Genomic DNA, 7,232 nt, shown 5'->3' with positions numbered 1-7,232 from the left:
GTCGTGGTCTCAGGCGCGGTAAGCGGGGTGCGGCCGAGCGCCGAGGCGATCGGGCTTGTCGGGGCGACCGCAGACCAGCTGGGCGGCGCCGATAGCGCCCCAACGCGACCCGCCTCGCCCATCGCGGCCGACACCCCTGATCCCACGCCGCCCAGACCTGAACCGCCTGTCGACCCCAGCGCACCCGGATTGAACAGGTTCAACAACCCCGATGATCCCGTGGCAGCCTTCGCATCTTGCAGATAGCTGAAACCCGCCAACGTCTGCAGCAGGAATTGCGGGTTGAACGCCCCACCCGCGAGTGCTCCGTTGGTTACCGCGGTGCTGAAGAAGTTGCCGTTCAGGAAAGTTCCAAGTGCCGAATTGTCTGAGTTACTCAGCAAATTCGCCAGCTCCGTTGACCATGATGATGACGAAGAACCCGTGGATGACGTGAGGTTCCCCAGCAACGACGACAGCCCGGTGGTCGTCGAAGCGCTGGTGGCGTTGCTCGTCGAGGTACCGGAGGCTTGGGCCACGGCCGCGGCTTGGCCGGCCAGTCCGCTTGCATTGGTGGTCTGGGCCGGCTCGCTGAACGGAGTCAACTGCGAAGCCGCCGCCGACGAACCCGCGTAGCCGTACATCGCCGCGGCGTCCTGAGCCCACATTTCTCCGTACAGGGCCTCGGTGGCCGCGATCGCCGGAGTGTTTTGCCCCAAGATGTTGGTCGCCACCAACGAGGCCAGCTGAGCGCGATTGGCGGCGATGACCGCAGGTGGGACGGTCATGGAAAACGCCGATTCGTAGGCGGTCACCGCCGCTTGCGCCTGCGCAGCTGTCTGCTCGGCTTGCGCGGCAGTGGTGTTCATCCACGCCGCGTAGGGTGCGGCCGCGTCCGCCATCGACGTCGACGCCGGGCCCTGCCAGCTGCTGCCGGTCAGACTCGAGACAACGGAGCTGTAAGAGGCTGCCGCCGAGCGCATCTCAGCTGCCAGCTGGTTCCAGGCAGCACCAGCGGCCAGCATCGGCGATGAGCCGGCGCCTGAATACATTCTGGCCGAATTGATTTCGGGTGGCAGTGCCGCAAAGTCCAGCATGGTGCACCTCCCCTGGTCTCTAGGTGGGCTGCGATGTCTCTCAGAGGGCTGCGACCGCGTTCGCTGCCTCGGTGGTCGCATACGAACCTGCACTTGCGCTCAAGACGCGCACGAACATGTCGTGCATAGCCGCAGCTTGGGCGCTCACCGTCTGATACGTCTGAGCGTGGCTGGCGAACTGCGCCGCGGTCAGCGCTGAAACCTCATCGGCAGCGGCAGGAATCACCCCGGTCGTCGGGGCTGCGGCTGCCGCGTTCTGGGCAGCAATAGCGGTGCCGATACCTTGCAGCTGGTTGGCTGCTGCGGTCAGCATTTCTGGCTGTGTAGTCACGAAAGACATCGGACTTCTCCTTTGGCAAAGCAGGGTGAACCACGGCGGTGGTCGCGCCAGAGCACGACGAGATCGCGCGCACGCCTAAGAAACGAAGCGTGCGTGCGTTAAGTGAAGCGGCGCAAGCCGATTCAGATGATGGAGAGGGTGCCGGGGCCGGATCCGAACGAAATGGTCACCGGTCTCGGATATGGACTATCACTTGGACTCACTTCGCCTCACCTCCTCACGGCCAGGGCACACAGGGGTGCCAACACGTTGCACGCGGGATGAGGCGAATCCGGCAACATCAGCCGGTCGCTGCACCCCTCTCGTCAGAGCTTTGGCACTGCACGGCGTATCCGGCTGAGCCGGAAGCCACTTGGGCTCAACCCTTAACCCGGGAGGAGCTGTCCTGACCCTGGGCGTCTTTCGACGTTCGAGGTCAGTGGCCTATATCCGTGCAGACGCCTCACCTAGCGAGGTGCTTGCATCGGCAATAGTTCCACCAACAGCGACGGTAGTCAACCCAGCGCGCGGACCTCGCAAGAGACCAACTACTAATTATCATCGACGCGGTTGGCTTTATACCGTTCGATCAGGACGCGGCCAACCTGCTCTTCCAGCTGATTGCCTCGCGTATGAGCAAGGGTCGATCATGGTGACGAGTAATGCCGTTTGGGCGTTGGGGAGAGACGCCTTCCGACGATGGTGTGGCCGCCGCCATAATCGACCGGCTGGTGCACCACACCCAAGTCCTCACCCTCACAGGTGATTCCACCGCACCCGAGCCCGCCGCGCACCGTAATACGCGAAATCCCGCGGGCGTGTGTCTTCCCAATGGCTGCCCGCCGTTTACCTTGGCCGCAGCCGCTCGTGGCGACCGCGGCGTACGCTCTGCGGCCGAGCTGGTCAAACGACGAAACGCCATACCCGCACATGGCATCGTGACGCATGGTCCCCTTGCAGTCTGCTCGCGGGGGTCTAACGGGCACTGTGAGGAGGGACAAGCAAGTGATCAAATCAGGGACGGCGGCTGAGCATGGCGTCGGGCTGCCGGTAATCCATCTCTCAGAGCTGCTGCGCGCGCCGGTGCAGGCCGGTTCCGGCGAGGCTGTGGGCCGGGTGGAGGACGTGATCGTGCGGCTGCGCGGCGTCGATGAGTATCCGCTGGTGACCGGGATTGTGGCCGGGGTCGGCCGGCGGCGTCTCTTTATCGGCAGCGAATCGATTGACGAGTTCTCCCCGGGCCGGGTTGTGTTGGCCAGGAACAAGGTTGACCTTCGTGGTTTTGAGCGCCGCGATGGTGAGGTGTTGTTGCGCGCCGATCTGCTGGGGCACCGGTTGATCGATGTGGCCGCCGTGGAGCTGGTGCACGCCTATGACGTCGAGCTGGAAGATACCGGCGCCGGGTGGGTGCTTGCGCGGCTGGATACCCGCCGCCCAGCAAGGTTTTTCGGGCTGATAAAGGCTTCCGGCGTGCACGCGCCCCGCGATTGGAAAGCATTCGAACCGCTAATCGGCCACGCGCACTCCGATGCCCTGCGCCGTCATTGGGGCCGGGTCGGGGGGTTCAAACCCGCCGAGATTGCCGATCTTATCGAGAACGCTGATAAGGCCGAGGGCGGCGAGATCCTTGATCGGGTCCACAGCGACCCGGAGTTGGAAGCCGACGTTTTCGAAGAACTCGACCCCGAGAAGGCCAGCCGGCTGCTCGATAGCATGCCCGATGATGAAGTCGCCGCGTTGCTGGGCCGGATGCGCGCCGACGATGCCGCCGACGCGATCGCAGACCTGCGCCAACCGCGACGCCGGCGCGTGCTGGACCTGATGCCCGCGCCGCAGCGCACCAAGGTGATCACCCTGATGGGGTTCAACCCGGAAAGCGCCGGCGGGCTGATGAACGTCGATTTCGTCTCGTGCGCCGCCACCACAACCGCGGCCCAGGCGCTTGAGCTGATCGCCGCCGCCCGCGCCGTACAGCCCGAGGCGCTGATCAAGATGCATGTTCTCGATGGGGACAAACGCCTGGCCGGTGTGGTTTCAGTAATCGCCCTGTTGCAAGCCGAGCCCGGTGAAAGTGTTGGGACACTCATGGATTCCGACCCGGTGCGGGTGAGCGCCGCCGCCGATCTGACCGACATCGCACTGTTGATGGCCGACTTCAACCTCTACTCCATCCCCGTAGTCGACGAGCAGGACCGCGTGCTCGGGGTGGTCACCGTCGACGACGTGCTGGAGGCCACCATCCCGGAGGACTGGCGACGCCGCGAACCCGCCCCCCGCCCCATCCGCGCGATCACCCAGCCCGGCGATGACCGCAACACGGCTATACCCAGGGGTGGGGCACCGTGAGCTCAGGCGACGACAGCGTCACCCACCCCGGGGCGCCAGCGGTCGAGGCTGGCCGCGCCGAGCAGGCCACGGCGCGGCGCACCGCGGTGCTCGACACCGCCCATCTGGGTGATATCGAGGGCGCGTTCGGGCGCATCAGCATCGCCGAGACCGAGCATCGCCGGACGATGAAGACCCGGCTGATGACCCTGCTGGCCATCGTCGGTCCCGGGATCATCGTGATGGTCGGCGACAACGACGCCGGTGGGGTGGCCACCTACGCTCAGGCCGGCCAGAACTACGGCTACTCCCTGTTGTGGGTGCTGCTGCTGTTGATCCCGGTGCTCATCGTCAACCAGGAAATGGTGGTCCGGCTCGGCGCGGTCACCGGGGTTGGGCATGCCCGGTTGATCAACGAACGTTTCGGCCGAGGCTGGGGCTGGTTTTCTGTTGGCGACCTGTTCCTGCTGAACTTCCTGACGATCGTCACCGAGTTCATCGGTATCAGCCTGGCCGCCGAGTACATCGGCGTCTCCAAGTACCTTGTGGTGCCGATCACGGCGGCGGCGCTGGTCGCGATCATGGCAAGCGGCAGCTTCCGGCGGTGGGAGCGGGCCATGTTCGTCTTCATCGCCATCACCCTGGCGCAGATCCCGATGCTGCTGATGTCGCACCCGCAATGGGGGAATGCTGCGAAGTCGTTTGTGCTGCCCAGCATTTCGGGTGGCATGAGCTCGGATGCGGTATTGCTGATCATCGCCATCGTCGGCACCACTGTGGCACCCTGGCAGCTGTTTTTTCAGCAGTCGAACATCGTCGACAAACGCATCACGCCCCGATTCATCGCCTATGAACGCGTCGACACCGTACTCGGGGCCTTCGTCGTGGTGGTTGGCGCCGCCGCGTTGGTGATGACCGGCGATTGGGCGGCGCGGTCGACCAACACCGCGGGTCGTTTCACCGACGCCGGCGCCATCGCCCGCCTGCTCGGCCAACACAGCGCGGTGCTTGGCTCGGTGTTTGCGATCGTGCTGATCGACGCCTCGATCATCGGCGCGGCCGCAGTGACCCTGGCCACGAGCTACGCCTTCGGTGACGTGTTCGGTCTGAAGCACTCGCTGCACCGCGGGTTCGCCGACGCCAAACAGTTCTACCTGTCCTACACGGCAATGGTGGTGTTGGCCGCGGCCATCGTGCTGATTCCCGGTGCTCCGCTCGGTTTGATCACCACCGCGGTACAGGCCCTTGCCGGTCTGCTGTTGCCCAGCGCCAGCGTGTTTCTGCTGCTGCTGTGCAATGACCGGGAAGTGTTGGGGCCCTGGGTCAATCGGACCTGGCTCAACTGGGTCGCCGCACTGATCGTCGGTACGCTGCTGCTGCTGTCGGGGATCCTGATGGCCACCACCATGTTCCCCAACCTCAACGTCGTCGCGGTCGCCGGCTACTTGGCTCTGGCCCTGGTCATACTCGGCGTCGCCGCCGTGCCGGTGCTGCGTTGGTTGGCCCGCCGCCAACCCGCACCGCCGGCGCCACAATTCCCCGCGCGCCCCGTCGACCGCAACACCTGGCGGATGCCGCCCCTTGCCCTGCTAGAGCCGGTCACCTGGTCACCTGGGACCCGGCTCGGCATGATCGCGCTGCGCGGCTACCTGGTTATCGGCGCGCTGCTGCTGGTGGTCAAAGCCGTCGAGCTCAGCCGCGGATAGCATTTGCGAACTGTGGCAATGTCTTCGGCTATCTCCGCTTCGACCAGACACTGTTCTCGTCACGGAGTTGGCTGGGTTGCTCGCCGGAGCAAGGGCGATGTGGGCGAAAATCTGCTGGATCAATGTGAGCACGTGGGGTCCTCGACGGTGTAGATCTGACGCTGGGCCCGGGACACGTTGCGCGCTATAGAAGTTCGTGTTCCAGGCCATGCACCTGCCTGACTATCCGCAACCACCACGACCCTGTTGAGAGTGCGAGATACCCACACCGGGGCAAATTCCCCTTCCTGAGTGTGACAGGTTTGGGTGGCCCCGTCTGGTCGTGGAGTGTCAGGTTTGGGTGGCTCCACTGCGACTCGCCGGGCGGGTTGTGTCAGGTTTGAGTGGCCCCACTTCATCGTCACGATATGACGACGGTGGCAGGAGCCAGAGCGGGGTCGAGGGTGGAGTTGTTCGCACAGATCCGACGCGATTGCCGAGACGATGGGTTGTCGGTGCGGGCGCTGGCCAAGCGGCATCGGGTGCATCGTCGCACTGTTCGGCAGGCGTTGATCTCGGCGCAGCCGCCGCCACCGGCGCCGCGGCGGTGGCGGTCTCGCAAGATTGACCCGTTCGTCGAGGCGATTGATGACATGTTGCGGGCTGATCGTGATGCCCCGCGCAAGCAGCGACACACCGCTCGCCGGATTTTGGCCCGGCTGATTGACGAACACGACGCCGCAGACCTGCTGTCGTATTCGACGTTGCGCGACTATGTCGCTAAACGACGATCCGAAATCGCCGCTGAGACAGGCGATCACCTCGTTGAGGCGTTCGTGCCGCAAACCCATGAACCGGGGCGTGAGGCTGAGGTCGATTTCGCCGAGCTTTATGTCGATCTGCCGGAGGGGCGCACGAAGTGCTTCCTGTTCACGATGCGGCTGTCGATGTCCGGCAAGGCGGTGCACCGGGTCTATGCGACCCAATCCCAGGAAGCATTCCTAGAAGGTCACCTCGAGGCGTTCGACGAATTCGGCGGCGTCCCCACCGGCCACATCCGTTACGACAATTTGAAATCCGCCGTGACGCGGGTGCTCTTCGGTGATCGCGGCCGGATCGAAAACCAGCGCTGGGTCTTGTTTCGATCCCATCAGGGCTTCGAGGCGTTTTACTGTATCCCTGGAGTCGCCGGAGCCCACGAAAAAGGCGGTGTCGAGGGTGAGGGCGGACGCTTCCGCCGCAACCACCTGGTCCCCGTCCCGAAAGTGACGTCGCTGACCGAGCTCAACGAGCAGTTGGCTCGCGCCGACCGTGACGATGAAGATCGCCGGATCGGGCACCGCATCCGCACTGTCGGTGAAGACTTCGCCGTCGAGCAGCCGCTGCTGCGGGCGTTGCCGGCCGAGCGGTTCGAACCGGGGCTGCTGCTGGAGCCTCGGGTGGATCGGCATGGGCGAATCATGGTGCGCAGCAGTCAGTATTCGGTGCCGGCGCGGTTCATCGGCCGCCGTGTGCGGGTGCGGCTGCGCTCCAATGAGCTGCTGGTCTTCGATGGCAGCACCGTAATTGCGCTTCATCAGCGTTCGATCCGTAAAGGCGCCCAAGTCCTTGAGCTGGATCACTATCTGGAGGTGCTGAAAATTAAGCCCGGCGCTCTGCCGGGAGCTACCGCCTTGGTGCAGGCACGCGCGGCCGGCGCCTTCACCGCCACCCATGAAGCGTTTTGGGCTGCGGCCCGTAGAGCGCACGGCGACGCCGCGGGCACGAGGGCGTTGATCGATGTGCTGTTGTTGCACCGCCACATGCGGCACGCCGATGTCATCGCCG

At 64.7% G+C, this 7,232-nt stretch carries 5 protein-coding genes, 1 pseudogene and 1 riboswitch; of the genes and pseudogenes, 4 read left to right on the top strand and 2 right to left on the bottom strand.

What is annotated here, in order from left to right:
* Window positions 1-1,076, bottom strand: a 1,076-nt coding sequence (locus tag WAN71_RS19425) for a PPE family protein (protein WP_422226888.1), incomplete at its 3' end; no start/stop codon positions are given.
* 40 nt (window positions 1,077-1,116) lie between these two features.
* Window positions 1,117-1,416 (bottom strand): PE family protein, encoded by a 300-nt coding sequence (locus WAN71_RS19420; protein ID WP_422226887.1) that lies wholly within the window; start codon window positions 1,414-1,416, stop codon window positions 1,117-1,119.
* A 290-nt stretch (window positions 1,417-1,706) separates the two neighbouring features.
* Window positions 1,707-1,877, bottom strand: a riboswitch (M-box (ykoK) riboswitch).
* Window positions 1,878-1,949: 72 nt separating this feature from the next.
* On the opposite strand from WAN71_RS19420, the pseudogene WAN71_RS19415 reads away from it, so the two are divergent.
* From WAN71_RS19415 to istA, 4 genes and pseudogenes are all read left to right on the top strand, one after another.
* Window positions 1,950-2,426 (top strand): annotated as a pseudogene (locus WAN71_RS19415) (ATP-binding protein).
* A 22-nt stretch (window positions 2,427-2,448) separates the two neighbouring features.
* Window positions 2,449-3,741 carry a magnesium transporter MgtE N-terminal domain-containing protein gene (locus tag WAN71_RS19410; protein WP_422226890.1) on the top strand — a complete coding sequence of 431 codons (1,293 nt, stop codon included), beginning with the start codon at window positions 2,449-2,451 and terminating at the stop codon, window positions 3,739-3,741.
* An 86-nt stretch (window positions 3,742-3,827) separates the two neighbouring features.
* Window positions 3,828-5,426, top strand: coding sequence for an NRAMP family divalent metal transporter (locus WAN71_RS19405; protein WP_422226889.1), 1,599 nt, complete (start codon window positions 3,828-3,830; stop codon window positions 5,424-5,426).
* 407 nt (window positions 5,427-5,833) lie between these two features.
* Window positions 5,834-7,232, top strand: a 1,399-nt coding sequence (istA, locus tag WAN71_RS19400) for an IS21 family transposase (protein WP_422226886.1), incomplete at its 3' end; no start/stop codon positions are given.

This window comes from Mycobacterium sp. (assembly GCF_049280035.1).
In the GTDB taxonomy this organism is placed as follows: domain Bacteria; phylum Actinomycetota; class Actinomycetes; order Mycobacteriales; family Mycobacteriaceae; genus Mycobacterium.
The sequence above is the reverse complement of the archived record's forward strand: the minus strand, read 5'-3'. Positions and strand labels throughout refer to the sequence as shown.

What these genes read in the sequence shown, in the direction of transcription:
- WAN71_RS19420 (WP_422226887.1), bottom strand. Translation starts at nt 1,416, where the DNA reads ATGTCTTTCGTGACTACACAGCCAGAAATGCTGACCGCAGCAGCCAAC.